This window comes from Pseudomonas sp. ok266 (genome assembly GCF_900110195.1).
Taxonomy (GTDB): Bacteria; Pseudomonadota; Gammaproteobacteria; order Pseudomonadales; family Pseudomonadaceae; genus Aquipseudomonas; species Aquipseudomonas neuropathica.
Genome location: NZ_FOCU01000013.1, coordinates 69,576 through 94,604, shown reverse-complemented (window position 1 = coordinate 94,604; position 25,029 = coordinate 69,576). Strand labels below are relative to the sequence as shown.

The window sequence follows — 25,029 nt, the reverse complement described above, 5'->3', positions numbered from 1 at the left end:
CAACGCATGAAGCGAATGGCCGGACTTTCCGCACTTGCCTTGATTATCTCCAGCACCAGCGGCTGCGGATGGGTCTGGGGGCCGGAAGGTTATTTCCGCGACCGTGGTAGCGATTACCTGCAAGCGCAACAGACTGCACCAATGCAACTTCCACCGGAAGTCAGCACTTCCAAGCGTCTGGATCCGCTGTTGCCGATCCCGCGTAACGTTGCTGATGACACCGAGAAGGGCGAATACATTGTGCCGCGTCCTCAGCCGCTGTCGGCCGTTGCCGATGCCAGCGATTACTCGCTGCAGAAGAGCGGTGACTCTCGCTGGGTTGTGGCCCAGCACCCACCGGCCGAAGTCTGGCCAGTGGCGGTGCAGTTCTTCCAGGACAACGGTTTCCGTCTGGATGAACAGCGCCCGCAGACCGGCGAGTTCACCACCACCTGGCAGCATTCCGACGAGCTGTCCGCGGCCATGGCCAAGCGCCTGAGCGCAGCCGGCATCGCCAGCGACAGCGAAACCCGCGTGCGTGTGCGGATCGAGCCGGGCGTGCAGCGCAACACCAGTGAAATCTACGTTGTCAGCGCCGAGCGTCCTGCCGGCAGCACGGCCGACGTGGCCTTCACCAACCGTTCGGTCAACACTGGCCTGGACGCAGCGCTGGTCGACGACATGCTCGCGAGCATGAGCCGGATCTCCGAGAAGGGCGGTTCGGTGTCGATGCTGGCCTCGCGTGATTTCGATACGCCAAGCCGTGTCAGCCTCAGCGAAGACGGCAGCGGCAACCCGGTGTTGAACGTCGGTAACGATCTGGATCGTGCCTGGTCGAGCGTTGGCCGTGCACTGGAACAAGGCGAATGGCGCGTTGAAGACATCAACCGTAGCCTGGGCCTGTACTACATCAACCTGGCCGAAAAAGCCGAGAAGAAAGACGACAAGCCTGGTTTCTTCAGCAGCCTGTTTGGCAGTGCGCCGAGCAAGGAAGAAGTTGAAGCCCGTGCCGAGCGTTATCAGGTTCGCCTGAGCAAGGTTGGCGAGAACATTCAGGTGACCGTCGAGAAAAACATCAACACCGTCGCGCCGGCTGAAGTGGCACGCAAAGTGTTGAGCGTGATTCAGGACAACCTGGGCTGATCAACCATGCGTTTTGCCGTTCTCGGCAGCGGTAGCCAAGGGAACGGCACGCTGATCGCCAGTGCTGATACGTATGTGCTGGTGGATTGTGGTTTTTCCCTGCGGGAAACCGAAAAACGCCTGTTGCGCCTGGGTGTGAACCCGGCGCAACTGAGCGCGATACTCGTAACCCACGAACATGCCGACCACGTGCATGGCGTGGGTTTACTGTCTCGGCGCTACAATCTACCGGTCTACCTCAGTCGCGGCACACTGCGCGGGATGCGCAAACCGATTGAACCCGCAGGCTTTCTGGCCGGCGGCGAGCAACTGCAGATCGGTGCACTGAGCATCGGGGTCATTGCCGTGGCCCATGATGCGCAGGAACCGACCCAGTACGTTTTCAGTGATTACCAGCAGCGGCGCTTCGGCCTGCTGACCGACCTGGGTTCCTACTGCGAGCGGGTGCTGGATGGTTATCGGGACCTCGATGCATTGATGATCGAGTCCAACCATTGTCGCGACATGCTGGCCCGTGGTCATTACCCGTACTTTCTCAAGCAGCGGGTGGGCGGCGAGCTGGGACATTTGAACAACCATCAGGCGGCATTCCTGGTGTCCGAGTTGGGCTGGCAGGGCTTGCAACACCTGGTCCTGGCCCATCTGAGCAGCAAGAACAACCTGCCGCAGCTGGCCCGGCAATGTTTTGTCGACACCCTCGGGTGCGACCCGGACTGGCTGCAACTGGCCGATCAAGATTCAGGGCTCGACTGGCGCCACATCGCCTAGCCCACCTACTTAGCAAGCGGAGCCCATCATGGAAAAACGTGAAGAACTCTACCGCGGCAAAGCCAAATCGGTTTACAAGACCGACGACGCTGACCGCTTGATCCTGCTGTTTCGCAACGACACCTCGGCGTTCGACGGCAAGCGCATCGAGCAGCTCGACCGCAAAGGCATGGTCAACAACAAGTTCAACGCCTTCATCATGCAGAAACTCGAAGCGGCCGGCGTACCGACCCAATTCGACAAACTGCTGGCCGACAACGAAGTGCTGGTCAAGAAGCTGGACATGATCCCGGTCGAGTGCGTCGTGCGTAACTACGCCGCTGGCAGCCTGGTCAAGCGTCTGGGCGTTGAAGAAGGCCTGAAGCTCAACCCGTACACCTTCGAGCTGTTCCTGAAGGACGACGCCAAGGGCGACCCGTTCATCAACGAATCCCACGTCGTGGCCTTCGGTTGGGGCACCGCCGAGCAACTGGCGCGCATGAAAGAACTGTCGCTCAAGGTCAACGAAGTCCTGACCAAGCTGTTCGATGACGCCGGCCTGCTGCTGGTCGACTTCAAGCTTGAATTCGGCGTGTTCAGCGACGGCTCCATCGTCCTCGGTGACGAGTTCAGCCCGGACGGCTGCCGTCTGTGGGACAAGGACACCAAGAAGAAGATGGACAAAGACCGCTTCCGTCAGGGCCTCGGTGACGTTATCGAAGCCTACGAAGAAGTCGCCAATCGTCTGGGTGTACCGCTTTAATCGACGCAAGCATCTGATAGCACGAAGAAAATTTCGAAAGAGGGTTTGCTTTCGGTAAAAGTGTTGTTATGATGCGCGCCGTTGGAGAGATGCCAGAGTGGCCGAATGGGACGGATTCGAAATCCGTTGTACCTTCACCGGTACCTAGGGTTCGAATCCCTATCTCTCCGCCATTACATAGAAAAAGCCCCGTAGATGAAAATCTACGGGGCTTTTTCGTTTCTGCGAATCCAGTATTCGTGGCGATAGCGCTGAAGCGCGTCGTGCATGGTGAGGTCCTACGCAGAGAGGCAATTTAAGTAAACACAGCCTCTGCCGACATTAGAGACACAACGTTCACAGGACTCACCGACCCATTTAAAGCCGCGCTCGCAGAGTAGGGGCTGTCATTATTGGCCAGCGATCGGCTGCCAAATCACACCTGTCGTCGTTTATCCTCTGTCCAGTCATGAGGCCAGCGCTCTCACTAAAGTGGATACTTGCTCACCTCGGCCGTGAAAGGCGCATCCAGCGAGTTCCAGCCTCGCTCCCTATTTGAATTGGTTTGAATATGAAAATTCCACCATCAGCCCAAGGTGCTCACCGCGTTTCTGAACGTCAGTCCGTCAAGTCAGGCAGCAGCGCCGCACCCCACGTCGAAGACTGCGAAGTGCTGGTTGCGCAGCCGCCAGCGTTCGAGGATGGCGAGCCGCCAGTCGGCGTGGTTATCCATGCGTATTACCCCGAAGTGCTGAAAGATATTCTGCGTCGTTTGATTAAACAGACTGAACGCCTGCACCTCTACGTAACCTGCGTAGCCGGTCGTGAAGATGAGATCTGTGCTCAACTGACGGCCAGCACACTGAGTTTTTCGCTATACCGGGTGCCGAATCACGGCAGGGATGTTTTGCCGTTTCTGCGGGTGCTGCCGTTCTTGCGTGCCGATAACATCCGCATGCTGGTCAAGCTGCACACCAAGCGTTCGCTGCACTTGGGCGGGGAGATCGATTGGGGCGTTGAACTATTCGATGATCTGCTGGACCCGGTACGATTCAGTCGAGCGCTGGAACACCTGGCCGACCCGGTGCATGTGCCGATGCTGGGTCCTCAGCGATACCTGGTGCCAGTCACCCGATTCCTCAGCGAAAGCAACCGCGCGTTGCTTGTCACCCTGGCCGAGCGTGGCGGTATTGAGCCGCAGGGCATCAACGAAGCGGATTATTTTGCCGGCACCATGTTCTTTGCGCGCATTGAAGTGTTTGCGCCTTTGGAGCGGATTCAACTGACGGGCAGCGATTTCGAAGTTGAAAGTGGCCAGCTCGACGGCACCCTGGCACACACGTTAGAGCGTTTTTTCGGCGTTCTGGCGAATGTTGGCCGGCAGCAGCGCAATATTGACCTTTATCAGCGCTGGCTGGCGAGTCGGCAACTGGCCGCCGTCGAGGTCGAAGGTTTGCCCGCGCGACTGGCGAGCTGGCCGCGGCAACCGGACGTGTTGTTGGTGTTGACCGACACTACGGGTGATATCGGACTGTTGCGTTCGAGCCTGGAAAGCATTGACCGCCAGCTTTATCGGGCGGCGGCCATCGTGGTGCTCTCCAATGCCGAACCTGTAGGCGTGACGCCGGCCGATAATCTGGTCTGGCTGCCGTTGGCCGAATCGTGGCCGAGCCAGCTCAATGAACTGTTACAGGAGATCGACGTTGACTGGTGGTACCTGTTGCGTGGCGGAGACGAACTGGATCCCCACGCGCTGCTTTTGCTCGCCGAAGGCATCGCGCTCAATCCCGGTGTCAGCGCATGCTACAGCGATGAAGACTCACTGACCGCTGAAGGCTGCCAGAGTCCGGTATTCAAGCCGGATTTGAATCTGGATATGTTGCGCAGTTATCCCTATGTCGGCCGCGCACTGGCTTTCAGTCGCGAGGCCGCGCTGTCTGCCGACGGCTTTGATCCAGCCTTCAGCGAACTGGCGCCCCATGATTTGCTTTTTCGGCTGATTGAAACTCACGGTCTGGGCACTGTCGGGCACCTCGCGGATGTGCTGGTGCATCAGGCCATCAATTTCCCTCAGTGGCTCGGTGAACCGCAAGTCATCGCGAACTCGGCAGCCATCGTCGGGGCGCACTTGCAGCGTCTGGGCGTGGCGCATGAGCTGCTGGCCGGACCTTTGCCAATGGCGAATCGTGTGGTCTACCAACATGCGGAACAGCCGCTGGTGTCGATCCTCATTCCCACCAAGGACTGCCTGCCGATGCTGCTGCGCTGCATCGAAAGCATCATGGAGAAAACCAGCTACACGAATTACGAACTGATCATCGTCGACAACAACAGCGAAACAGCCGAGGCGCGAGACTGGTTCAACGGTATGGAGCTGTTGAACAATCCCAAGGTGCGCATCCTGCGTTATCCGCACCCGTTCAACTTTTCGGCGATCAATAATTTTGCGGCCAGTCATGCCCGCGGCGATTACCTGGTGCTGCTCAACAATGACACGGCGATCATTGATGGCGACTGGCTTGGTGCACTGCTCCATCACGCCCAGCGGCCGGAAGTGGGGATAGTGGGCGCCAAACTGTTATTCCTCGACGGGACTGTTCAGCATGCAGGTGTGGTACTCGGGTTGCGTGGTGTTGCAGACCACCCGTTTATCGGCGATTCAATGCAGTCCAACGGCTACCTTCACCGCTTGCATCTTGATCAGAATTACAGCGCGGTCACCGCCGCCTGCCTGATGATCAGCACCGAGCTGTACCAGCAAGTGGGGGGGATGGACGAGGTCGGCCTGGCCGTTTCCTTTAACGATGTGGATCTGTGCCTGAAAGTCGGCCAGGCTGGACGGCTGATTGTCTGGACGCCCTATGCGCTGCTCGTTCACGAAGCCAGTGTGAGCCAGAACAACGTCGACACGACCAAGGAAGAAGCCAAGCGCAAACGGTTCAAGGGCGAACAGTCGGTGATGTACCAGCGTTGGCTTGCGCAAATCGCCAACGATCCGGCCTACAACCGCAACCTGACCCTGGAGGGCAGTGGCTTTTCCTCCAAATACCGTACCGACACTGATTGGCACCCGTTTGCCAGTCGTGAGTTGCCTCATGTGCTGTGCCACCCTCTCGACTCTTTCGGCAGCGGACACTACCGCGTGCGTCAGCCTTTCGCTGCCCTGAAAGCTGCGCAACTGATCGGCGGAACGGTGAGCGACGAGGGACTGCAACCGACAGAACTGGAGCGCATTGCGCCGGACACGATCATTTTCCAGGGACAGCACACAACGCCTCATCTGGAGTACATGCAGGACACCAAGGCATTCTCCAGGGCGTTCAAGATTTACGAGCTGGATGACTATATTCTTGACGTGCCCGCTGGCAACTTGAACCACGAATTGCTGCCCAAAGACATCTCCAAACGCTTGAAGAAAGCCGTAGGGCTGTGCGATCGGTTGGTGGTGTCTACCGAGCCGCTGGCCAATGCGCTGAAGGGCTTCAATGCCGACATCCGGGTGATGGAAAACCGTCTGCCGAGCCATTGGTGGAGCGACCTGACCAGCCAGCGCCAACAAGGCCGCAAGCCTCGGGTTGGCTGGGCCGGCGGCTCGAGTCACAGCGCCGACCTGCAAGTCCTTGCCGAAGTGGTTCGTGCGCTGGAAGGAGAAGTTGAATGGGTATTCATGGGGATGTGCCCACCAGTACTGCGTCCCTATGTCCATGAGTTCCATAGGGGGGTGAGTATCGAAAAATACCCGCAAAGACTGGCTGAGCTGAACCTCGACCTGGCTTTGGCACCTCTGAAAGACAACTTTTTCAACGCCTGCAAAAGCAATTTGCGCTTGTTGGAATATGGCGCCTGTGGTTTCCCCGTGATCTGTTCGGACATCCCTTGTTATCGGGGTGATTTCCCGGTGACGAGGGTCAGGAACCGTTCGCAAGACTGGATTGCCGCTATTCGCGAACATCTGGCTGAGCCCGATGCCAGCGCCAAGGCTGGAGACGCCCTGCGCAGCGTTGTACTCAATCAGTGGATGCTCAAGGACGAACATCTGTTGGCATGGCGAAACGCCTGGCTGGCGGACTGAACAAGAGGCCAGCGTTGCGCGCTGCTTCTTCAATGTCTTTCGATACAAGCCCGAAAAAAAGCCTCACAGCCTTAAAGCTGTGGGGCTTTTTCATATCTGCAGGATCGTGCAGAGCGGCTAGATCTCCTTGACCGGCGTCTCCCCCCGCACAGCCTTGATCAGCCCGATCACATGCATGCAATCCGCCTTGTTCACATACGACTCGCCACTGGCGATGGTCTCGTGGTTACCCGCTCTCAGTCTCCAGCGCCATTGTCCTTTGCCGGTGCTCGGGGTGCCTCTGGATTGCCTGTAAATCTCGAAATACATTCAGTTCGCTCCATGCGATTCATTGTGCGACAGCCGCTGTGGCGCATGGTCGCAAGCCTAGCGCAGACGGCTTTTTTGGCTATCGGACATTTGTTTCCAATCGTTCGCGGATGTTTCTGAAGGACGCGGGCTAGAGCGCAGCAATAGGCCTGTGGATTGGCCAAAATGACGCCGTCTGATCCTTGCAACACCGTCGACGCTGCTGCTTAATACGGGACGGCTCATGGCGTCGAATATCGTTCGGCGACCGACAAACACTATAAGAAGAGCACTCCTTTGACTGAGCACGGAACGCAACAGGCCGGGCGGGTGACGTTATCGCTGGTGGTCCCCGTTTTTAACGAAGAGGACAGCCTCGACACGTTTCTGCGGCGCATCAATGAAGTCTTTCAGACGCAGGCGTTGATCGACCTTGAACTGGTATTCGTCAACGACGGCAGTACCGATGCCACGCTTGAGCGCCTGCTCGAACATCAGCGGGACGATGCGCGTCTGCGTATCGTCGATTTGAGTCGCAACTTCGGTAAAGAAGCAGCGTTGTCCGCCGGTTTGCAGATCGCGACCGGGCAAATCGTGGTGCCGATCGACGCTGATCTGCAGGACCCGCCCGAGGTCATTGTGCAGATGATCGAGCGTTGGCGAGAAGGTTTTGAAGTGGTGCTCGGTCACCGCATCAGCCGTCGCAGCGACACCTGGGCCAAGCAGACATCAGCGCACTGGTTTTACCGCCTGCACAACAAGATCGCTGAACAGCCTTTGCCCGAGAATGTCGGCGATTTTCGTCTGATGGATCGCTGCGTGGTTGATGCCTTGCTGACCCTGCCGGAGTCCCGGCGCTTCATGAAAGGCCTGTTCGCCTGGGTCGGCTTTCGCACCACTCACGTCGATTACGAGCGCCCGGAGCGCGTGGCGGGGCAGAGCAAGTTCAATGGCTGGCGCCTGTGGAACTTCGCGCTGGAAGGCATCACCAGTTTCAGCACTGAACCGTTGCGGATCTGGACGTATGTCGGCGCACTGGTGTCGCTGGTGTCATTTGCCTTCGCCATATTCATTGTCCTACGCACGCTGATTCACGGTATCGACATGCCCGGTTATGCCTCGCTGATGGTGGCCGTGACCTTTCTCGGTGGACTGCAATTGATCGGCATCGGTGTGCTCGGTGAGTACCTGGGCCGCACGTATATCGAATCCAAACGCCGGCCGGTTTTTCTGGTGCGTCGCGTCTATGACCCCAAGGACTGACACATGGATCTCAAGGAAACCGACATCCTCGGCGACGCCATCAACGAGCACTGGTATTACTGCTCCAAAGCCGCCGCCACCCGGCGTTTGCTGGGAAATGCACCCATCAGCCGAATCCTCGATGTCGGTGCCGGCTCGGGATTTTTCTCCCACCATTTGCTGACGCACACCGATGCACGCGAAGCATGGTGCGTGGATATCAGCTACCCCGCCGACTCCAGCGCGACCACCGCCGGCAAACCGGTGCACTACCGTCGCGGGATCGAAACCATCGAGGCCGATCTGGTGTTGCTGATGGACGTGCTGGAGCATGTCGATGATGACCTCGGTCTGCTCAAGATGTACGTCGACAAAGTGCCATCGGGCAGCCGGTTTCTGATGACGGTACCGGCATTCCAGTTCTTGTGGAGTGGCCACGATGACTTTCTTGAGCACAAGCGCCGTTACACCCTGGCGCAGTTCGAAACCCTGGCGCGTGATGCCGGTTTGACGGTGCAGCGCGGTGCCTATTATTTCGGCGCGGTGTTTCCGATTGCGGCGGCGTTGCGCTTGCTGCCGCAAGGCGCGCAAGCCCAGCCGCCGCGTTCGCAACTCAAGCGTCATCATCCGCTAGTGAACGGTGTTCTCAAGACGCTATGCAGTCTTGAACTGCCGTTGATGGGCATCAACCGTCTGGCCGGTTTGAGTGTGTTCGTGTTGGCGCAAAAACCGTGACCTCAACCGAAAAGTCAGCGCTGCTCCAGCGCGGTTTGCGCTTTGCTGTGACCGGTTTGTTTGTCACGGCTCTGCATGCGCTGGTGGCGGTGCTGTTCATCAACTTCATTACTGCGCAACCGCCGCTGGCCAACGGCGTGGCGTTCATCGTGGCGACGGTGATGTCCTACGTGATCAATACCACCTGGAGTTTCTCGGCACGTTTGCATGGCAGAACGTTACTGCGTTTTCTGCTGGTGTCGGCGTGCGGGTTTCTATTGGCGATGCTGGTCGCCTGGGTGGCGCAGATGGCCGGGCTGCACTATCTGCTGGGCATCGTTGCGGTGGCACTGACGATTCCAGCGTTCACCTTTGTCTTGCACAATTTCTGGACTTATCGATGAAGGCTTCACCAAACCATCCTGCGCTGGGCGTGTTGCCTTTACTGCTCGGCGTTCTGGCATTTTTCTGTGTGATCGGGCCGCAAGCGCTGGATCCGCAAAACATTGCCTGGCTGGAGCAGGGCGATCCGGCGACGCATTATCTGGGCTGGGAATATTTTCGCCATTCACCCTGGACCTTTCCGCTCGGACTCAACCCTTCCTATGGTCTGGAGCTGGGCAGTTCAATCATCTTTTCCGACTCCAATCCGCTGCTGGCGTTGCTGTTCAAACCGTTCAATGCGTGGTTGCCGGCGACCTTCCAGTATTTCGGTCTGTGGCTGCTGGCGTGTTTCGTGCTGCAAGCCTGGTTCGCCTGGAAACTGCTGGGGCTGATGACCGGCAATCCGCTGATTCGTTTGCTGGGTACCGGTTTGCTGGTGGTTTCACCGCCGATGTTTCTACGCATGGGCGGACACCTTTCCCTGTCCGGGCATTTTCTGATTCTGGCGGCGCTGTACCTCGCGTTGTTGCCGAACCTGTCTCGACGACGCCTGGCCTGGGGCGCGTTACTGGCGGTGACGGCGATGGTGCATGCGTACCTGCTGGCGATGGTGGCGCTGATCTGGGTAGCAGATCTGCTCGGCAAAACTTTCAGCCAACAACTGACTCGGCGTCAGGGGCTGCTTGAAGGCGTTTCGCTGTTTGCCGTGGTGAGTGTGTGTTGCTGGCAGGCCGGTTACTTCGCCATTGCCGACGGCGGGCAATCCGGCGGTTTCGGGTTGTACCGGATGAACCTGTTGTCGCCACTCGACCCAGCGGGCTGGTCGTTCATCTTGCCGGATCTGCCAAAAGCCAGCGGCGATTACGAAGGCTTTAATTATCCGGGGCTGGGTGTGCTGTTGCTGGTGCCGTTGGCGCTGATTGCCTTGCTGAGAAATCGCCAGCCGCTGAAGGATGAGCTTCGCGTTCGCCCTTGGCTGTTGCTGGCGTTGATCGGTTTATCGTTGTTTGCGCTATCGAACCAGATCGGTGTCGGCGCGCACACGTTCAGCTATCCGCTGCCGAAAATCGCCCTCAAACTGGCCAATATTTTTCGCGCGTCGGGGCGGATGTTCTGGCCCGTGTTATACGCGCTCATCCTGATGGTGATGTTCCTGCTTGTACGCGGTTACCGGCCACGTATCGTTGTCGCGTTGTTGGCACTGGCATTGACGATACAGATTGTCGACACGCGCAACGGCTGGATGGGCTTGCGCAACAGCAAAATGATGACGCCCGCCGCAGAATGGCCAACGCCGATGCGTGATCCATTCTGGGTGAGTGCGGCGGCGCATTACCCGAACGTGCGCAGTCTGATGCCACAGAATCAGTCCGAACGCTGGCAAGTGATTGCCGATTTCGCTGCGACCCATGGTCTGAAAACCGACGCGGTCTATCTGGGACGCATGAGTTCAACAGCGCTGGATCAGGCTCGGCAGAAAACGCAGCACATGCTCGAATCAGGGCAATACGATGCCGACTCGTTGTACATCCTCGACGACTCCGTGCTGGCCGATGCCGCCAGATACGTCAACAGTGAAACGGATCTGCTGACCCGAGTGGATGGCCTGGTGGTGCTGGCGCCGGGCTGGAAGCGTTGTTCGCAGTGCCTGAGCGTGCCTGATGAAGGACGCCGAATGTCATCGCTGGCACTGATGCGTCCCGGTCAGGCGCTGATCTTCAACTACTCCGCCCGGCAGTTGACCAGCGGTTGGTCGACCCCGGAAAACTGGGGTACATGGTCGGCGGGGCAGCAGGCGCAGGTCGACTTGCGGGTGTCACCCGAGGCGCGTTCGATTGCGCTGGAGGTCATGGCATTCGTTTTGCCGCAACACCCGGCGCAGCGAGTGATTGTCAGTTTGAATGGCGAGCAGGTACTGAGCACGCGGCTGGTGCAACATCAGGATAATCATCTGGAGATCCCTATCAGTCCTGCGATCCGTCAGCATCTGGCAGACAATGATCGCCTGACGATCGAGCTGCAATTGCCCGACGCCATCAGCCCTGAACAACTGGGCATCAATGACGATTCACGGGTCATGGCGCTGGGCTTGAAACGCCTGACGGTGAACTGACGCAGCGTGGTGATGGACGCCGGGGCCCCGGCCTTTCTACACTGCCGGTATTCCGGGGGGCAGGGGGCAATGGATGAACCGCAATGAACTACGCAAGGCTGACATCAACCTGATGGTGGTGTTCGAGACCTTGATGCTCGAACGCAACGTGACCCGGGCGGCCGAGAAGCTGTTTCTCGGCCAGCCGACCATCAGCTCGGCGCTCAATCGCTTGCGCACCATGCTCAATGATCCGCTGTTCATCCGCGTCGGTCACCGCATGGAACCGACCGCCCGCGCCGAAGATATTTTCCGCCATCTCAAACCTGCGCTGGATTCGCTGTCGGTGGCGCTGAGCCTGACCCGCGATTTCGATCCGGCCGTGAGCACCATGACGTTTCGCATCGGTCTGTCCGATGACGTCGAATTCGGCCTGTTGCCGCCGCTGTTGCGTGCGCTGCGCCAGGAAGCGCCGAACGTGGTGTTTGTGGTGCAACACGTCGATTACTGGCGCATCCCCGATCTGCTCGCGGCGGGCGACATCACGGTCGGCATCAGCCAGACCCGAGGCTTGCCGGCCAATGCCAAGCGCAAATTGCTGCGGCACATCCAGCCGAGCATCCTGCGCGCCGACGCCAGCGATACACCGCTGACGCTGGATGAATATTGCGCGCGCCCCCATGTACTGGTTTCGCACACGGCCAACGTCAGTGGTTTTGCTGATGAGTGGCTGGCCGAACTCGGTCGTACTCGCCAAGTGGTGCTGTCGGTGCCGCAATACAGCGCGTTGCCGGCGCTGCTGGCGGGCACTGACTTGATTGCCAGTCTGCCGGATTACGCGGCGGCAGCCATGGCCACTTCCGGATTGCTGTTTAAGGAGCCGTTTCCGTTTAAAACACCGACGCTGGATTTGTCGATGGTCTGGCTCAGCCACGTCGACAGCGATCCGGCGGAGCGCTGGTTGCGCTCCAGGCTGGAGCAGTTCATGAGCGAGCGGCCACTGACGCCATCCTGAGCCATAACACACACTTTGTGGGAGCGAGCTTGCTCGCGAAAGCGGTGTATCAGGCACCTTAAGTGTCGCTGAACGATCGCATTCGTGAGCAAGCTCGCTCCCACATTGATATGTGAAAGTCCCCGGGAAGGTAGGGCAGAGCTGTGCTATATGTACGACCTTTCTGCCAACTGACTGGGGACCTGCAATGCCACACCTGCACATGGAATACACCGCCAACCTGCCGCAGTTGAACGCCGATGTCGCGTTGATGCGGCTCAACAACACCCTGGTGGGCTCTGGTCAGTTCGCGGCGGAGTTCGATATCAAAAGTCGTGCGGTGAAAGTCGAGACCTTCAAGGTCGGAACCGCCATGGCCGAGCGCGCCTTCGTCTATGTGAAGCTGGCGCTGCTCAGCGGGCGTTCGCCGCAGATCAAGAAGCAGTTGTCAGAGAGCCTGTTGGCAGTCTTGCAGGACCTGTGCGAATGGCCGGCCGGTGTCGAGGTGCAGTTGTGTGTCGAACTGGTCGACATGGATCGCGAGTCCTACAGCAAAACCGCGATTGGTGTGTAGGACTCAGGCCGCTTCGAGTTCGCTGCACACCTTGACCACCTGCTCGCGCAACCACAGGTTTGCGCTGTCCTGATCAACGCTCTGGCTCCATTGCATGTCGAGGGTAAAGCCCGGCAAGCCATTTGGCGCCTCGCAGTGATTGAACACCGCCTCGTTGGTCAGTAAACGCTGGATACGGCGCGGCAGGGTGAGGATGAAGTCGGTCCCCGTGATCATTTTCAATGCCGCGCTGTAGCTGTTCGAGCGCGCGACGATCTGACGCTTCTGCGCCTGCCGCGCCAGCCAGCCATCGACCATGTTGGTGGTCGACGTCCATGGCGTCGGGAACACGTGCCGGCGTTCGGTAAAAGCCTGCAGGCTCAGGCGTGGCTCCAGTGGCGTGGCGCGTTTGTCGAAGACGCAGACCAGATCGTCCTCCAACAGCATTTGTGATTTCAGGTCAGCGTGATGACGGTGGAAGTTGGGGCCGAAGCTGATCACCAGATCGAGGCTGCCGTCGCGCAGCTCATCCGCCGGGACATCGGTCTCGAACTTGTGCATGTTGACCATCACCGGCAAATCATCGAAATCGAAACGCTTCAGCAGGCGCGGCAGGATCAGTTGCTCGAAGTATTCCGGGGCGCAGATGTTGAAGGTGACGGCTTGTCGGGTCGGGTCGAACGTGGGGGCACCGGCGTGGCACAGGTTGATGCTTTCGAGGATCTTCTGCACATGCCCGTACATGGTGCTGGCCTTGTAGGTCGGACGCATGCCGGTGCGGGTGTTGATAAACAGTTCGTCTTCGAAACTGGTGCGCAGTTTTTTCAAACAGTAGCTGACCGTGGACTGGCTGACGAACAGGGTTTCTGACACATCGGTGACGCTGCTCTGCTCATAAACAGCGACAAACACCATGAGATCCTGCATGTCGAGCTTTCTAAGCAAGTTACTGTTCAGCATCCGTTCCGTCTCGCTGTGCTCCTTGCGCTGAATCCGCGCAAACGTGTGCGAATGATCCTAACGGAACGATGGTGCCAGGACAAAGCCCTGTAGGACGTTTCACAGTCAGTTGTGGGACAGAAAGTTTTAGTAACACGACGTCTCGGGGCAAACCGCAGAAAGATGGCCAGAGGCCTTTAGCCCGATCAGGAAAAGTGCCTCGCGTAATGCCGGGGATCGAAGCGCCATACCATCAACAGCATCACCACCATTACCGCGGTCAATGACCACCACGCCCACTCGAAGCTGCCCAGTTGATCGCGGATCATTCCAGCCAGCAGCGGCGAGAGACCAGCAATCAGATAGCCAATGCCTTGCACAAATGCAGTCAGGCCACCGGCACGTTGCGGGTTGTCGAGATGATCAAGCGAGACAATCAGGCTCATCGGGAACAACCCGCCAATGCCCAGCCCCAACAGGCATGGCCACAGCAGGCTGAATTGTTGCGGGCTGAGGATCAGGCCGCAAAATCCGCCGATGATCAGAGCCAGTAGCGTCATCAGAATCACACGCCGATCCCGGCTGCGATTGGCGATAGCCGGAACCACCAGACCGGAAATCACCTCCATGGCCGTCAGCAAACCCAACAGCAGCCCGGCGTTCTGTTCGCTCCAGCCGTTTTCCACGTAGTACGGCGCGAGCCAAGCCAGCACGCAGGTATAGGACGCTGTCCCCAGACCAAAGAAGAGGGCCAGCAACCAGGCACGGGAATACTTGAAGAACGAATCCTTGCCGGCTGTCGCCGTCACCGTGGAGGACAGCTGGTTGCGTTGCGACCACCAGAACAGCAGAGCGATGAATGCCAGGATCGCCCAGATCGCCAAACCGCCGCGCCAGCTCCCGGTTTGCAGCATCACCAGCGGTGCGAACGAGGCCGCAATGGCCGCTCCACCCATGATCGACGTGACATATAAACCCATGCACAGCGCGACATTGTCGGCGAAGCGCGATTTGATCAGCTTCGGCATCAATGCCTGAATCAACGCAATGCCGACGCCAGCCAGCACCGCGCTGACGATCATTTCGGCTGCCGATTCGATAAACAGCCGCGACAGCGTCGCCAGGCCAATGATCAGCAAGGACAGCAACACCGTCCGTTGTTCGCCCAGCCGCTGACTGATGCCAATGCCGAAAAACATCGCCAGACCCATCGCCATCACTGGCAGCATGGTCAGCAGTGACGCGACGCTGAAACTCAGCGGGATGTCAGTGCGAATGGCCGACAGTAACGGACCGAGCGCCGCCATCGATGGACGCAGATTGAGGGCGACGAGCATGATCGCGAGCATCAACCAGACAGCGGGGCGAGCGGTAGCGCGGACGTTTTCCATCATCAGACCTTTGGGTGGGGCAGATGATTAAGCGCGGAGCGGTCTGGTCCGGGCAAACCAGAAAACCCACAGCAGTATTTAAAAAGTCGATATTCCCACTCTCTGTGGGAGCGAGCCTGCTCGCGAAAGCGGATTGTCTGTTGGCAAAAGTGTTGAATGTGCCGGCCTCTTCGCGAGCAGACTCGCTCCCACAATGGACAGCCGTGCTGTTTTTCTGAATAAAACCCGAACCATTCTCAAATACGTCACACGTTTCATCGCTTTGCCGAAAGCCAACTAATCGTTGGCGTCTTTTTCACAAAAAATTGATGGTTGCCTGCTTAAAGTTTCTCGTGCCTTGGTTAATGAAATTTTCACAATCGAAATTTCTGTCATTGACCGAGGCTCTTCTTTTCAGGAATCGCCCATTTCTATGTTGAAGTTAAAAGCCGTGCGCCCGGAATGGGTGACGTTGATTGCCAGCGCCTTTCTTTTAATTGGCTGCAATTTTGTCCTTTGGCAGCACCTGTTCGAGATCACCGCCGCCGATGGCAAGGGCATCGCCATGCGCGTGGCGTTCGGGGTGATGATCCTTGCGGCATTCAACATCGTGCTGACGCTTCTGGCATTCCGTCCGTTGCTCAAGCCGCTGTTGACCCTGATATTTCTGATCAGCGCCGGCGTGGCTTATTTCATGAGTCAATATGGCGTCATGATCGATGCCGGCATGTTTCGCAACTTTGCCGAAACCAATGCAACGGAAGTGCGTGATCTGCTCTCGTTGAAGTTGTTTGCTTATATTCTGTTGCTCGGTGTATTACCGTCCTGGTTGTTGTGGAAAGTGCCAGTCAACTATCGTCGATGGCACCGTGAGTTAATCAGCAAAGTTATTGTCGGTGTTGCTTCTGTGGCGGTGATTGGTGGGGTGGCGCTGGCCAACTATCAGGGCTTGTCATCGCTGTTTCGCAATCACCACGAAATTCGCTTGATGCTGGTGCCCAGTAATTACATCGGTGCTTCGGCGGGTTATCTACGTGAGCAAGTGGTCTCGGCGCGGCAGCCATTCATCAAGATCGGCGAGGACGCCGAGCGCAATCCGGATGTGAAGCTTCAACCGCGTAAATCGCTGACCGTGCTGGTGGTGGGTGAAAGTGCCCGGGCGGAGAACTTCGGCATCCTCGGTTACCACCGTGACACCACGCCGACACTCGATAAGGAAGCCGGCCTGATCGCTTTCACTGACGTGCATTCCTGCGGGACGGAAACGGCGGTATCGGTGCCGTGCATGTTCTCCAACATGGGCCGCAAGGATTATGACGCCAGCAAGGCGAAGAATGAGGAAGGCCTGCTCGATGTGCTCAAACGTGCCGGTATCGATGTGATCTGGCGTGACAACCAGTCCGGCTGCAAAGGCACTTGCGACCGGGTCACCCTGCAAGATGTCAGCAATCTGAAAGATCCGGCGCTGTGTGCCAACAGCGAGTGCCGCGACGAAATCCTCCTGCAAGGTCTGCAAAGTTTTATCGACCATCTGGACAAGGACACCGTGCTGGTTTTGCACCAGATGGGCAGTCACGGCCCGGAATACTTCAAGCGTTATCCCAAGGAATACGAGCACTTCACCCCGGTGTGTGAAAGTAACGCGCTGAACAATTGCAGCCGCGAAAGTATCGTCAACGGTTACGACAACACGCTGGTGTATACCGATCACGTGCTGTCGAGCCTGATCGATGTATTGCGCAGCAATCAGGACAAAGTTGATACCGCGATGTTGTACCTGTCGGACCACGGCGAGTCGCTGGGCGAGTACAACTTGTTCCTGCACGGTACGCCTTACATGTTGGCGCCAGAGCAACAAAAGCATGTAGCGATGCTGGCGTGGTTCTCCGATAACTATCAGAAGGCTTATTCGGTCGACACGCATTGCCTGCAAATGAGCCGCGACAAACCACTGAGCCAGGACAACCTGTTCCACTCGATGCTTGGCCTGCTCGAGGTCAGGAGCAAGGTCTATCAGCCGGGTCTGGACATGTTTGCCGGTTGCCGTGGTGCGGTGATCGACGGCGTACTCGCCAAGGACTGAGGCCAATCGGCTCCGTCGTTCTGATACGACGGGGCTTTCTGCTTCTTTTGTCAGACTATTCTTGCTCTCTGGCAGGACATTTCGTTACAGCTCTTGCCCTTCACAGGCGCGTAAATCGCCAGTGGCGATATATACTGCGCGCCATTCTTCAAGGGAGAGCCGTGTGGCCATCGATATTCACTGGATTCGCGACAACGAAAGCCTCGCGCAGTTTTGCGCCGAGTGGCAGCAGCTGCCGTTCGTTGCCCTCGACACCGAATTCATGCGGGTCGACACCTTCTACCCGATTGCCGGCCTGTTGCAGGTGGGCGACGGCAAACGCGCCTACCTGATCGATCCGCTGACCATCAATGCCTGGCAACCGCTGGCTGCGTTGCTTGAGAACCCGGCGGTACTCAAGGTCCTGCACGCCTGCAGCGAAGACCTCGAAGTGCTGTTGCGCCTGACCGGCAGCCTGCCGGCCCCGATGTTCGACACGCAACTGGCCGCCGCTTACCTGAACCTCGGTTTCTCGATGGGTTATTCGCGACTGGTGCAGGAAGTGCTCGGCATTGAACTGCCGAAGGGCGAGACCCGTTCCGACTGGTTGCAGCGTCCGTTGTCCGAGACGCAAATCAGCTACGCCGCCGAAGATGCGGTGCATCTGGCGGAGGTTTTCGTACAGCTGCGACCGAAACTGTCTGACGACAAATTCGCCTGGGTGCTGGAGGACGGCGCTGAGCTGGTCGCCAACCTGCGCCGTGAAACCGACCCGTACGAGGTCTATCGCGAGGCCAAACTGGCGTGGAAACTCTCGCGTGCGCAACTGGCGGTTCTGCGTGAACTGTGCGCCTGGCGGGAAAAGGAAGCCCGCGCCCGCGATCTGCCGCGCAACCGCATCGTCCGCGAGCATTCGCTGTGGCCACTGGCCCGCACGCAACCGGACAACCTCGCGGCGCTGGGCAAAATCGAAGACATGCACCCGCGTACCGTGCGTCAGGACGGCCAATTTCTGCTTGATCTGATCAAGCGCTCTGGCAGTGTGGGGCCTGATCAATGGCCGCCCGCCGTAGCGGAGCCCTTGCCGATCGAAGCCGCCGCGTTGATCAAACAATTGCGCGCATTGGGCCAGGCTGAGGCCGAGCGCCTGGGCATTGCCCCGGAACTGATGCTGCGCAAGAAAACCCTCGAAGCCCTGGTCAAAAGCGGCTATCCCGAGGGTCCTTACCAATTGCCTGAGTCGTTGCGTGGCTGGCGCCGCGAACTCATGGGCCAGAAGCTGCTCGACAGCCTGGCCACCGCCGGAGAACAGCCTTGAAACGTATTTGCTCTATTTACCAAAGCTCGAAGCGCAAGGGCATGTATCTCTATGTGCTCAAGAGCGATGAGCTGGAACGCGTGCCCGAGGCCCTGATGGCGGCTTTCGGCAAAGCCATATTTGCCTTCAGTCTGGTGTTGACGCCTGAGCGCAAACTGGCCAGCGAGGACATCGTCGTGGTCCTGGAAAACCTCGACAAGCAGGGCTACCACCTGCAAATGCCGCCGGCCGAGGACGAGTACATCGAGCACTTGCCCGAAGAGTTGCTGCGACGCAACGACCCGGTCTGATCTGCGCGGCTCTGTTCTGAGTCTCGGTTTACCCTGGAACTGTTTTTACCGCGATGGCCGCCCGAATCCGGCGGCTGTCTGCACGGTTTGCGAAAGGTTTGAAGATGCGCGTTCTGATTGCTGAACACGACCACGCGATATACGCCCGGCTGCTGCGTCAGGCAGCACCCGAGCTTGAAGTACTGACCAGCGGCGACTCCGCCGAGCTGGCCCGCCAGGCCGCCGATTGTCCGGTGTGGCTGGGGCAGCCGGATTTGCTCGCGACTCTGTTGCGCCAGGGGCATCAGCCACAATGGCTGCAATCGACCTGGGCCGGTATCACACCCTTGCTCGCAGACGGCTTGCGCCGCGATTACCGTTTGACCCGTGCAGTGGGGATTTTCGGTCAGGTAATGGCCGAGTATGTGCTGACCTACATTCTTGGCCATGAGCGCGAAGTGCTGGCGCGACTGGTCAGCCAGGTCGAGCGTAAATGGGACAACCGCAGCGGCCAGAGCCTGGTCGGGCGCAAAGTGCTGATCGTCGGCACCGGCGATATCGGCCAGAGTGTCGCGCAGTTCCTGCTGCCGTTCGGCATAGAGCTGTACGGGATTGCCAGCAGCGCCCGTGAGCAGGCGCCGTTTGTCGAGGTCGGTTCGATGGCTGATCTGCCGCGACTGGTGGGTGAAGTGGATTACGTGGTCAATCTGCTGCCGAACACCGAACACACCCACGATATCTACGACGCGGCGCTGTTCAAGCAATTCAAGCCAACCGGGTTGTTCATCAACGCCGGGCGCGGTGTCGCGGTGGTCGATGCCGACCTGGTGGAAGCGTTGAAGGAAGGCCATCTGGCGGGGGCGGTGATCGACGTTTGCCGTCAGGAGCCACTGCCGCAACGCCATCCATTCTGGACCGCTTGGGGCTTGCTGCTGACCGGGCACAGTTCGGCGCCGACGTCACCGGCGTTGATGGTGCAGCTGTTTGTCGAGAACCTGAAGGCGTATCAAGCGGGTGAAGCGTTGCGCGGGGAAGTGGATTTCAACCGCGGCTACTGACACACCACAATCAATGTAGGAGTGAGCCTGCTCGCGATGGCGGTGTGTCAGACAGCATTAATGTCGACTGACACGGCCTCATCGCGAGCAGGCTCACTCCTACACTTGGTTTTGCGCTGTGGCTTAGAGGGTGAAGTCGCCTTCCGCCGCCAGTTCATTCAGCGGGCGGCGCGGGCTCGGCTCTTCACGGGCCTGCAGGTATTCAGCCAGCGTTGCCTTGTCACCGAGCTTGCCGACGGCAACGGCCGCATGCAGCGCATAACCATCAGGAATGTTCAGCTCTTTGCGCGTCAGTTCCTGATCGAACCCGGCCATGCCGTGGGTGTGCCAGCCACTGAGGCTTGCTTGCAGCGCCAGATGGCCCCACGCCGAGCCGGTGTCGAAGGTATGCCACAGCGCCGGGGTTTCTTCAGTGGCGCCTGGTGCAGTGAAGGTGGTTTTCGAAATCACGATTACCAAGGCCGAGGCATGCTGCGCCCAGCTACGGTTGAATTCGTTGAGCAGACCCAGATAACGCTCCCAGTTTGGCGTATCGCGACGCGCATAGAGGAAACGCCAAGGCTGCGAGTTGTACGCCGAGGGCGCCCAGCGTGCGGCTTCGAAGAAGCTCAGCAGGGTTTCTTCCGGGATCGCTTCGCCAGTGAAGGCGCGCGGCGACCAGCGGTCGGTGAATTGCGGGTGAATGGCGTAATCGGCAACGCGTGGGTTGGCACTCATCAAGAGATTCCTTGCTACGTTTGAGTCAGGGATTTGAATGAAAACCCGGCGGGATCAGTTGCGCTGAGCGATGGGGTTTTCCGAGCCTGAGGGTTCACCACAATGCAACGCGGTCGAGCGTTAATGGCTTGCGGGCAAGGCTCCTTGCGACTGGCAAAGCTACGCGCCGCCACAAAAACTGACAAGCCCCGCGCAACCGGCAGTCGCCGGCGCTTGGCCCGCAAGGCCTTGGGCACTAGACTGGCGGCCTTTTCACCACCTGATGTTGATGCTTGAGCCATGGCCGCCAAAGTCGAACCGTTCTGGAAACGCAAAACCCTCGATCAACTCGATCACCAGGAATGGGAATCGCTGTGCGACGGCTGTGGTCTGTGCTGCCTGCAAAAGCTTGAGGATGAGGAAGACAACAGCGTTTATTACACGCGCATTGCCTGCAAACTGCTGGACCTGAAAACCTGCCAGTGCAGCGATTATCCGAACCGCATCAAGTTTGTCCCGGACTGCATCCAGCTCACCCCGGGGCAGGCCGAAGAGTTCAAATGGCTGCCGCCGACCTGCGGTTATCGACTGGTCAGCGAGGGCAAGGATCTACCGTTGTGGCACCACCTGGTCTGCGGCGATCGCGACGCGGTGCACCACGAGCGGATTTCCCAGTCCGGGCGCATGCTCGCCGAAGGCAGCGTGCCGGAGGATGACTGGGAAGATCACCTGATTTTCCGCGCGGGCTGAATACCTGCTGATTCAAGCTTTACCAAGGAGTGCGTATGGCTGTCGGATTGCAGCGAGCGTTGATGATGGCGCTGCTGGCGCTGAGCGCCCCGGTGTGGGCGGCGAAGAAAGTCGATCTGGATTATCACGTGCGCCTGTTGCCGCAAAGCGATCAGGCCGAGGTGCGCCTGACCCTGGGCAAAGGCGAGGCGGTGCGCAGTCTCGATTTCGACCTTGGCGACGGCAGCCATTACAGCGACTTCAAGGCAGACGGCCAATGGCTGCTGACCCCGGGCAAAAACGCCCGGGGCGTCTGGCGCCCGACCAGTGACAAGGCCAGCCTGACTTACCGCGTGCGCATCAGCCACGGACGCAAGAACGGCAGTTTCGACACCCGCATGACCCCCAGCTGGGCATTGATGCGTGGCGATGAACTGGTGCCGCCAGCCAAACTCGATCAGCAGGACGGCACCGAACTGGTCGCGCGCCTGCAATTCGAATTGCCCGATGGCTGGAAAAGTATCGAAACCGCCTGGCCGCGTATCGGCAAGAACAAATTCCGCATCGACAACCCGTCACGCCTGTTTGATCGTCCGACGGGCTGGATGCTCGCCGGCCATCTCGGCAGCCGCCGTACGCGCCTGGGCGAAACCGAAGTCACCGTGGCTTCGCCGCAAGGGCAGGGCATGCGCCGGATGGACGTGCTGACCCTGCTTACGTTCGTCTGGCCGCAGGTGCAGGCGGTTTATCCACGCCATCCGGCTAAACTGTTGATCGTCGGTGCCAATGACCCGATGTGGCGCGGCAGCCTCGGCGCACATGAATCCATCTACGTGAACACGCGATTGCCGCTGGTCAGCGAAAGCGGCAGCAGTGCGCTGGTGCGCGAGCTGGCGCAGGTGTTCGGGCGGATTAACGACGAGCAGCGCAGCGACTGGATCAGCGAGGGTTTTGTCGAGTATTACGCCATTGAACTGGTGCGCCGTGCCGGCGGCATGAGCGATGAACGTTATCAGGCGCTACAGACGAAGCTGGCCAGGGACGGCCAGAAAGTCACGACGTTGCGCGGCGAGCAGATCAGCCCGGCGCAAGTGGCGAAAGCGGTGGTGGTGTTGCAGGAACTGGATCGCGAGATTCGCTTAAAGACGCGCAACAAGCGTTCGCTGGATGATGTGTTGCGTGGGGCGATGCATCTGGGGACGGTGAGTACCAAGGAGTTTGTGCAGCTGGCCGAGAGCGTGCTTGGCGAGTCCTCCAAAGTCCTTGATACCGCGTTGCTTCAGTGACACCGCTATCGCGAGCAGGCTCACTCCTACAAGGGACCGTATTCCAAATGTAGGAGTGAGCCTGCTCGCGATGGGGCCTCTAACCCCACCGCAACTCTTGGATCAAACCCCGGCTTTCGGCGACTTCACCGAATCATTGCCGGTCACGGTGGCGGTGCTGGTCGCCGCCTCGGCATTGGCTTTCAGCTTGCTCAACTCTTCCCCGGCCCGTTCGATCTTCGCCCGCACATTGTTCATGTCCTGACGACTCTTCTCGATCAGGCTTTTCATCGAACTGTGCCCGGTAATCCCGCGCGCCATGGCCACGCCGCCAATCGCCACCTGAATTAAACCGAACACACCGCCACGGCGCAGGCCCTTGCCGACCATGATCACGCCGCCCGCCAGCGAGCCGATGCGCTCCCAGCCTTCGACGTTCTGCTCGGAACGGCTCTGGAACGGGGTGGATTCGATACGTTCGACACGTTTGAGCTCGGTCATGATCTTTCTCCAGGCAATGAGTAATGGATAAACAAGCTGACTGCCGGAGCGGTCAGCTCGTTCCATCGGATCTGCGATGTTTCAGCGGAATTTGGGCCCGGAGCGGGTGTTCAAGCCCTTGGCCATGCGGTCGTAAAGCACGACGTTGACCGTGGCGGCGAGGTTCATGCAGCCGGTGGTCGGGATGTACACGACGTCTTCGCACCAGTCGCGGATCTCTTTGTCCAGCGAACCGTCTTCGGGGCCGAAGATATACAGGGCGCGATCCGGGTGGGTGTATTCCGGCAGCGGGCGGGCGCCTTCGACCAGTTCCACGGCGACGGGCACGCAGTTGAGCGGGAGGATCTTTTTCAGATCGTCGATACCGATCAGCGGGATGTCGTAGTGCACGCGTTTGGTGTCGGTGACGAAGTCGGCGGCGCGTTCATAACGCTTGCCGGTGTAGAACACCGACGCCACGCCGTAGCAGCCTGCGGCGCGCATCACCGAACCGACGTTTTCCGGTGATTTGGGGTTATACAAACCAATGCAGCTGTACCGTTTGTCTGCCACGAGCGGGGTGCCTTCGGGAAAAAGAGCGCGATTATACGGGGATTGAACGGTTGTGGTCAGATCATGGAATGGCGGTGCCTGAGCGGCCGCCTTCGCGAGCAAGCTCGCTCCCACACTGGATCGGTGTCATACACAAAACCACTGTGGGAGCGAGCTTGCTCGCGAAGAGGCCAGTCAGGCCAATGAAGAACTTTAATCTTCTTTCTTCATGAGGCCGGCGAGGGCAGCAAACGGGTTATGCGTCGCCTTGGCGATCTTCGGCGTGCTCAGCGAGCCTTCGCTGAAATACTGCTGGTCGGTATAGCGCGAGTGTTCGTTGTCGTGGCAATACAGGCACAACAGCTCCCAGTTCGAGCCGTCCTGCGGGTTGTTGTCGTGGTTGTGGTCGCGGTGGTGCACAGTCAGTTCGCTCAGGCGCTTGCCGGAAAACTCACGGGTACAGCGGCCACAGACGTGCGGGTACATCTTCAGGGCTTTGTCGCGGTAGCCCATTTCCTTGTCGCGCTGGTTGTCGGCGAGGATGCGATCCAGCTTCGACGTGTTGGTTGGGGTGGACGAACTCATGGGTTCACCTTTGTAAAAGACTGATGACGGTTATACGCAGAGTTTAGCTCAGCCCTTGAGCTTCTCGGCAATCCAGATCGTGTGGCGCGTGCCCTTGTTGCCGTGGGCGAAGACCTGGACTTCTTCGGCCTTGAAACCGGCCTTCTTCAATTTGTCGGAAAAAAGCCGGTCGGCGCTGGCCGACCACACTGCGAGCACGCCTTTCGGGCGCAGGGCTTTGGCGCAGGCATTCAGACCAGCGGCGGAGTACAGCCAGCTGTTGGCTTTCTGGGTCAGGCCTTCGGGGCCGTTGTCGACGTCGAGCATGATTGCGTCGAAACCGTTCGGCTCACTTTGCAGCACCTTGGCCACGTCTTCCTGACGGATCACCGTGCGCGGATCCAGCAGCGGACGGCCGGACTTTTCGCCGAGCGGGCCACGGTTCCACTCGACCACGCCGGGGACCAGCTCCGCGACCACCACTTCGGCAGTCTTGCCCAGATGCTTGAGCGCGGAGGCGAGGGTGAAACCCATGCCCAGACCGCCGATCAGCACCCGCGAATTCGGCCGGCCAGCGACCTTGCGGCACGGAATTTCGGCCAGCGCATCTTCGGAACCGTGCATGCGCGTGTTCATCAATTGTCCGCCGTCGCCGCCCTGGATCTTGATGACAAAATCCTCGCCATACTCGAACAGGCACAGGGCACCGCCGCTTTCAGGGATCGGGGTGGTGTCGAGCAGAACGAAACGTTTCATGGAAATCTCTACAAGGGGGAA

General features: G+C 58.9%; 24 protein-coding genes and 1 tRNA gene. 17 read left to right on the top strand and 8 right to left on the bottom strand.

The window, feature by feature from the left end; all coding sequences use genetic code 11:
• The first annotated feature begins 6 nt into the window (after positions 1-6).
• The 5 genes from bamC (at position 7) to BMY54_RS23315 (ending at position 6,683) form a co-directional block, all read left to right on the top strand.
• Positions 7-1,122, top strand: a complete 1,116-nt coding sequence (bamC, locus tag BMY54_RS23335; RefSeq protein WP_093438304.1) for an outer membrane protein assembly factor BamC — start codon at positions 7-9, stop codon at positions 1,120-1,122.
• Positions 1,123-1,128: 6 nt separating this feature from the next.
• The gene (locus BMY54_RS23330; protein WP_093438300.1) at positions 1,129-1,890 is read left to right on the top strand and encodes an MBL fold metallo-hydrolase; all 762 of its coding nucleotides are present in this window, start codon (positions 1,129-1,131) and stop codon (positions 1,888-1,890) included.
• Positions 1,891-1,918: 28 nt separating this feature from the next.
• Positions 1,919-2,632: a phosphoribosylaminoimidazolesuccinocarboxamide synthase gene (purC, locus tag BMY54_RS23325; RefSeq protein ID WP_093438296.1), complete on the top strand. Its 714-nt coding sequence runs from the start codon at positions 1,919-1,921 to the stop codon at positions 2,630-2,632.
• Between the two features lie 83 nt (positions 2,633-2,715).
• Positions 2,716-2,805: transfer RNA gene (locus BMY54_RS23320), tRNA-Ser, on the top strand.
• Positions 2,806-3,182: 377 nt separating this feature from the next.
• The gene (locus BMY54_RS23315; protein ID WP_093438292.1) at positions 3,183-6,683 is read left to right on the top strand and encodes a glycosyltransferase; all 3,501 of its coding nucleotides are present in this window, start codon (positions 3,183-3,185) and stop codon (positions 6,681-6,683) included.
• 117 nt (positions 6,684-6,800) lie between these two features.
• Here the strand turns inward: BMY54_RS23315 and BMY54_RS23310 are convergent, their stop codons facing one another.
• Positions 6,801-6,992, bottom strand: coding sequence for a YegP family protein (locus BMY54_RS23310; protein WP_093438287.1), 192 nt, complete (start codon positions 6,990-6,992; stop codon positions 6,801-6,803).
• A 276-nt stretch (positions 6,993-7,268) separates the two neighbouring features.
• Between BMY54_RS23310 and BMY54_RS23305 the strand changes: the two genes are divergently transcribed.
• From BMY54_RS23305 to BMY54_RS23280, 6 genes are all read left to right on the top strand, one after another.
• On the top strand, positions 7,269-8,234 hold the full coding sequence (locus BMY54_RS23305; protein ID WP_093438283.1) for a glycosyltransferase family 2 protein: 966 nt from the start codon (positions 7,269-7,271) through the stop codon (positions 8,232-8,234).
• Between the two features lie 3 nt (positions 8,235-8,237).
• Entirely contained in the window at positions 8,238-8,948 is a 711-nt protein-coding gene (locus tag BMY54_RS23300) for a class I SAM-dependent methyltransferase (protein WP_093438280.1), read from the top strand.
• Positions 8,945-9,331, top strand: a complete 387-nt coding sequence (locus BMY54_RS23295; RefSeq protein ID WP_093438275.1) for a GtrA family protein — start codon at positions 8,945-8,947, stop codon at positions 9,329-9,331. Before BMY54_RS23300 ends, BMY54_RS23295 begins: the two co-directional genes overlap by 4 nt.
• Positions 9,328-11,424 carry a DUF6311 domain-containing protein gene (locus tag BMY54_RS23290; RefSeq protein WP_093438271.1) on the top strand — a complete coding sequence of 699 codons (2,097 nt, stop codon included), beginning with the start codon at positions 9,328-9,330 and terminating at the stop codon, positions 11,422-11,424. The genes BMY54_RS23295 and BMY54_RS23290 overlap by 4 nt, the downstream gene beginning before the upstream one ends.
• A gap of 73 nt (positions 11,425-11,497) precedes the next feature.
• Complete coding sequence (locus BMY54_RS23285; RefSeq protein ID WP_093438267.1) at positions 11,498-12,418, top strand: LysR substrate-binding domain-containing protein; 921 nt, start codon at positions 11,498-11,500, stop codon at positions 12,416-12,418.
• 187 nt (positions 12,419-12,605) lie between these two features.
• A complete protein-coding gene (locus BMY54_RS23280; RefSeq protein WP_093438263.1) occupies positions 12,606-12,971 on the top strand; it encodes a 5-carboxymethyl-2-hydroxymuconate Delta-isomerase in 366 nt (121 codons plus the stop codon).
• Between the two features lie 3 nt (positions 12,972-12,974).
• On the opposite strand, the gene BMY54_RS23275 is transcribed toward BMY54_RS23280, so the two are convergent.
• Together BMY54_RS23275 and BMY54_RS23270 are read right to left on the bottom strand one after the other, a co-directional pair.
• Positions 12,975-13,910 carry a LysR family transcriptional regulator gene (locus tag BMY54_RS23275; protein ID WP_093438259.1) on the bottom strand — a complete coding sequence of 312 codons (936 nt, stop codon included), beginning with the start codon at positions 13,908-13,910 and terminating at the stop codon, positions 12,975-12,977.
• Positions 13,911-14,095: 185 nt separating this feature from the next.
• On the bottom strand, positions 14,096-15,280 hold the full coding sequence (locus BMY54_RS23270) for a cyanate transporter (protein ID WP_093438254.1): 1,185 nt from the start codon (positions 15,278-15,280) through the stop codon (positions 14,096-14,098).
• Between the two features lie 412 nt (positions 15,281-15,692).
• Here BMY54_RS23270 and BMY54_RS23265 point away from each other — a divergent pair, with 412 nt between their 5' ends.
• The 4 genes from BMY54_RS23265 (at position 15,693) to BMY54_RS23250 (ending at position 19,966) form a co-directional block, all read left to right on the top strand.
• On the top strand, positions 15,693-17,342 hold the full coding sequence (locus BMY54_RS23265) for a phosphoethanolamine transferase (protein ID WP_093438249.1): 1,650 nt from the start codon (positions 15,693-15,695) through the stop codon (positions 17,340-17,342).
• Positions 17,343-17,505: 163 nt separating this feature from the next.
• On the top strand, positions 17,506-18,639 hold the full coding sequence (gene rnd, locus BMY54_RS23260; protein ID WP_093438244.1) for a ribonuclease D: 1,134 nt from the start codon (positions 17,506-17,508) through the stop codon (positions 18,637-18,639).
• The gene (locus BMY54_RS23255; protein ID WP_093438239.1) at positions 18,636-18,929 is read left to right on the top strand and encodes a YcgL domain-containing protein; all 294 of its coding nucleotides are present in this window, start codon (positions 18,636-18,638) and stop codon (positions 18,927-18,929) included. The genes rnd and BMY54_RS23255 overlap by 4 nt, the downstream gene beginning before the upstream one ends.
• 104 nt (positions 18,930-19,033) lie before the next feature.
• Positions 19,034-19,966, top strand: coding sequence for a D-2-hydroxyacid dehydrogenase (locus BMY54_RS23250; protein ID WP_034153168.1), 933 nt, complete (start codon positions 19,034-19,036; stop codon positions 19,964-19,966).
• A gap of 123 nt (positions 19,967-20,089) precedes the next feature.
• Here the strand turns inward: BMY54_RS23250 and BMY54_RS23245 are convergent, their stop codons facing one another.
• The gene (locus BMY54_RS23245) at positions 20,090-20,683 is read right to left on the bottom strand and encodes a nitroreductase family protein (RefSeq protein WP_093438234.1); all 594 of its coding nucleotides are present in this window, start codon (positions 20,681-20,683) and stop codon (positions 20,090-20,092) included.
• A 279-nt stretch (positions 20,684-20,962) separates the two neighbouring features.
• Here BMY54_RS23245 and BMY54_RS23240 point away from each other — a divergent pair, with 279 nt between their 5' ends.
• Together BMY54_RS23240 and BMY54_RS23235 are read left to right on the top strand one after the other, a co-directional pair.
• The gene (locus BMY54_RS23240) at positions 20,963-21,412 is read left to right on the top strand and encodes a YcgN family cysteine cluster protein (RefSeq protein WP_093438229.1); all 450 of its coding nucleotides are present in this window, start codon (positions 20,963-20,965) and stop codon (positions 21,410-21,412) included.
• Positions 21,413-21,447: 35 nt separating this feature from the next.
• Positions 21,448-22,677 (top strand): hypothetical protein, encoded by a 1,230-nt coding sequence (locus BMY54_RS23235; protein WP_093438226.1) that lies wholly within the window; start codon positions 21,448-21,450, stop codon positions 22,675-22,677.
• A gap of 102 nt (positions 22,678-22,779) precedes the next feature.
• Here the strand turns inward: BMY54_RS23235 and BMY54_RS23230 are convergent, their stop codons facing one another.
• The 4 genes from BMY54_RS23230 to BMY54_RS23215 form a co-directional block, all read right to left on the bottom strand.
• The gene (locus BMY54_RS23230; protein WP_093438222.1) at positions 22,780-23,157 is read right to left on the bottom strand and encodes a YgaP family membrane protein; all 378 of its coding nucleotides are present in this window, start codon (positions 23,155-23,157) and stop codon (positions 22,780-22,782) included.
• 81 nt (positions 23,158-23,238) lie between these two features.
• Positions 23,239-23,709 carry an RNA methyltransferase gene (locus BMY54_RS23225; RefSeq protein ID WP_007911337.1) on the bottom strand — a complete coding sequence of 157 codons (471 nt, stop codon included), beginning with the start codon at positions 23,707-23,709 and terminating at the stop codon, positions 23,239-23,241.
• A 192-nt stretch (positions 23,710-23,901) separates the two neighbouring features.
• Entirely contained in the window at positions 23,902-24,273 is a 372-nt protein-coding gene (locus BMY54_RS23220) for a YajD family HNH nuclease (RefSeq protein WP_007911336.1), read from the bottom strand.
• A 48-nt stretch (positions 24,274-24,321) separates the two neighbouring features.
• The gene (locus BMY54_RS23215; RefSeq protein ID WP_093438218.1) at positions 24,322-25,008 is read right to left on the bottom strand and encodes a spermidine synthase; all 687 of its coding nucleotides are present in this window, start codon (positions 25,006-25,008) and stop codon (positions 24,322-24,324) included.
• Positions 25,009-25,029: the final 21 nt, after the last annotated feature.